Genomic DNA, 3,005 nt, shown 5'->3' with positions numbered 1-3,005 from the left:
GTGCGGGGACGAGCGGTGGGGGGACGACCCCCGGCGCGGGCCGGACCCGGCTGCCCGCCGACGTCGCCTCCCGCGACGGGCGCGGCGCCCGCCAGCCCCCCGGACACCGCCCCCAGCCGACCCTCGCGGACGTGCCCGCGCTGATCGAGACGATGCGCCTGTCCGGGCTCGAGGTGTCCCTGCTGGAGACCGGCGCCCCGCGGCGCCCGCTGCCGCCGGGCGGGGAGCTGGCGGCGTACCGGATCGTGCAGGAGGCGCTCACCAACACGCTGCGCCACGGCGGCCCGCAGGCCAGCGCGTTCCTCACCCTCGCCTGGACGGGGCGCGGCCTGGACGTCCAGGCCGACGACGACGGGCGCGGCGCCGACGCAGACCCTGACACCCGCGGGTCGGGTCAGGGGCTGCGAGGGGCGGCCGAGCGCGTGGCCCTGTTCGGCGGGACCGTGGAGACCGGGCCACGCGCCGGCGCCGGGTACCGCGTGTCCGCGCACCTGCCGTACTCGTCGGTATAAGGGGCGGGGCCGGTGGTGCAGCCGGCGGTGCGGCCGGCGGTGCGGCGCGGCCGGGCGCAGTACTGCCAGGTAGATCCGGCGCTACCTGGCAGTAGTGCGCCCGGCCCCGCTCGGCCAACCCCGCTCGGCCCCTCGACGACGGCCCCCCTCTGGGCCGGCCGGATGAGATGATCCGGGGCATGAGCACCGACGCCGAGAACGCCCCCGTCCGCGTGGCCCTGGTGGACGACCAGGCCCTGATCCGCTCCGGTCTGGCCATGCTCGTGGACTCCCAGCCGGACCTCACCGTGGTGGCCGAGGCCGGCAGCGGCCGCGAGGCCGTGGCGTCGGTGTCCGTGGCGGGCGCTGACGTCGTGCTCATGGACGTGCGCATGCCGGAGATGGACGGCATCGAGGCCACCCGGACGCTGCTGCAGCGCCCGGACGCCCCGCGCGTCGTGGTGCTGACCACCTTCGACCTGGACGAGTACGCGTTCGACGCGATCGAGGCCGGGGCCAGCGGGTTCCTGCTCAAGGACGCGCCGCCGGAGGAGCTGCTCGCCGCGATCCGCACGGTGCACCGCGGCGACGCCGTGATCGCCCCCTCCACGACGCGGCGGCTCATGGCGCACATGGCGCCGCGCCTGCGCTCGGACCACGCCCGCACCGCCGAGTGCGAGCACGAGCAGGCCGTCGTGGAGTCCCTCACGCCCCGCGAGCGCGAGGTGCTCGTGCTCATGGCGCAGGGCTCGGCGAACCTGGAGATTGCCGGCGAGCTCGTGCTCTCGGAGGCCACCGTGAAGACCCACGTGGGCCGCGTGCTCGCCAAGCTCGGCGCCCGCGACCGCGTCCAGGCCGTGCTGATCGCCCACCGCGCAGGGCTCGTGCAGTTCTGAGCGGGCGCGGGAGCCGAGGGGCCGGCGGCCCTGAGGCGCAGGTGGGTGAGGCGCCGGACGCCGAGGCACCGGGCCGGCGTCGCCCTGACGAGCCCACCCTGACGCGCCCCACCTGGCCGAAGATGCCGCCCAGGGACCGCACAGGTCATACCTGGGGATGAGACGGGGCCGCCCAGGTTCATCCTCACGGCCCTGCCGGGGAGCGGGGCGCCTCCGGAATGCTGGACGCAGGCCCCGCAACGGGCCCGCCGCCGGTGCACCGCGCCGACGGCGGCCACCGGCCCGACGCGCACACGAGGAGACGCACCATGACCGGCACCACCCTGGACCGTCCCACCCCGACCTCCGTGAGCACGCCCGTCGAGCCGCGCACCGGCGCCCATGCCGTGGCCCGCACCCTCGCGGACACCGCCGCGGACGCCGCCCCCGCCGTCCGCACCCCGTCCCGCCCCTGCCCCCACGCGGCCGCGGCCGCCGAGCAGGCCCGTCGCGACGGCGAGTGCGTCGCGTTCTTCGTCGCCCTGGTGACGGCCGCCGTCGTGATCCTGGGCCTGTCCCTGTTCACCCAGGTCGAGGGCCTGCCCCGGCTGCTCGTCACCGCGGCCTCCGGCCTGCTCGCCGGCGCCGTGACGTGGAGCGTGACCCAGCCCGTGCTCGAGGACGAGGTCCTGCACGGCTGAGGCGCCGTCCCCGTCAGGGGCTCAGGCCGCGCAGGTAGACGCCCAGGAGCCAGTCGCGCTGGTCCGCGTGGCGCGCCAGCAGCTCGCCGGCGGGCGGCCGCGTGACCGCCAGGAGACCGGTGAGGTAGCGGGTGCCCGTGACGCCCGAGGCCACCAGCCCCGCGCGCCGGGCCTCGGTCACGGCCCGGTCCGTGAGCGAGATGATCACCTGCTCCGCCTCCACGATGAGGGCCTCCTGCGGCCGGTCGGCGGCCTCGAGGTCGTCCCCTGCGGTCACGAGCGAGGTGAGGTTCACGGCCGCGAGCTCCTCGGCCAGCCGCCGCCAGCGCCGGTCGGCCGACCCGCCGCCGTCGAGGAAGGCGTGCAGGATGCCGCTGACCCGGGCCACGACGTCCTCGAGGACCGCGTCCAGCAGGTCCCGCCGCGTGGGGAAGTGCCGGTAGAGCGTCCCGACGCCGACCCCCGCCTCCTGCGCGACCCCGCGCAGGGACATGGCCGCGCCCTGCTCCTCGAGCAGACGCCCGGCGGCGGCCAGCAGGTCCTGGCGGTTGGCGCGGGCGTCGGCTCTCATGCCCCCATCATCCCATTCCGGCCCGCACCGTCGCGGTGCCGCCGCTCTCGCGTCCCCGCCCGTCGATTCCCCGCCCGGGCCCCGCGTTTGGGGTGACTTGTCGGGGGTGAAGAGCCCCGGGACCCCCGACAAGTCACCCCAAACGCGGGAGGGGCGGGAGGGGAAGGGGGTCGGGCGCGAGAAGAGGGGGAGGGGCGGCGGGGGGGGGGGGGGGGGCGGGGGGGGGGGGGCGAGGGGGAGGGGGGGTCTCGATCGGCGAGTGCAATCTTTTCTCCCGGAGAATCGATGGCATTCTTCCGACGACGGCCTCGCCGCCGCCTCGGGTGAGGACGGTGCCGTCAGAGCCGCTCGATGACGGTGACGTTGG

The 3,005-nt window shown here is 76.7% G+C and carries 4 protein-coding genes; 3 read left to right on the top strand and 1 reads right to left on the bottom strand.

All coding sequences use genetic code 11. The features are described 5' to 3' along the window. The 3 genes from NWP10_RS11270 to NWP10_RS11260 all read left to right on the top strand — a co-directional run. A partial coding sequence (locus NWP10_RS11270; protein ID WP_375162493.1) for a sensor histidine kinase occupies positions 1–512 on the top strand: 512 nt, incomplete at its 5' end. A 179-nt stretch (positions 513–691) separates the two neighbouring features. Further along, complete coding sequence (locus NWP10_RS11265) at positions 692–1,387, top strand: response regulator transcription factor (protein ID WP_258300969.1); 696 nt, start codon at positions 692–694, stop codon at positions 1,385–1,387. A 308-nt stretch (positions 1,388–1,695) separates the two neighbouring features. Further along, entirely contained in the window at positions 1,696–2,067 is a 372-nt protein-coding gene (locus NWP10_RS11260) for a hypothetical protein (protein ID WP_258300968.1), read from the top strand. 13 nt (positions 2,068–2,080) lie between these two features. Here NWP10_RS11260 and NWP10_RS11255 read toward each other — a convergent pair whose 3' ends face one another. Next, entirely contained in the window at positions 2,081–2,638 is a 558-nt protein-coding gene (locus tag NWP10_RS11255) for a TetR/AcrR family transcriptional regulator (protein WP_258300967.1), read from the bottom strand. Positions 2,639–3,005: the final 367 nt, after the last annotated feature.

Source organism: Micrococcus sp. HG099 (assembly GCF_024723355.1).
GTDB classification, from domain to species: domain Bacteria; phylum Actinomycetota; class Actinomycetes; order Actinomycetales; family Micrococcaceae; genus Micrococcus; species Micrococcus endophyticus.
Note: the sequence above shows the minus strand (reverse complement) of the source record. Positions and strands in the feature narration are given on the sequence as shown.

Coding starts and splice junctions, on each gene's coding strand:
- NWP10_RS11265 (WP_258300969.1), top strand. CDS start 692: ATGAGCACCGACGCCGAGAACGCCCCCGTCCGCGTGGCCCTGGTGGAC.
- NWP10_RS11260 (WP_258300968.1), top strand. CDS start 1,696: ATGACCGGCACCACCCTGGACCGTCCCACCCCGACCTCCGTGAGCACG.
- NWP10_RS11255 (WP_258300967.1), bottom strand. CDS start 2,638: ATGAGAGCCGACGCCCGCGCCAACCGCCAGGACCTGCTGGCCGCCGCC.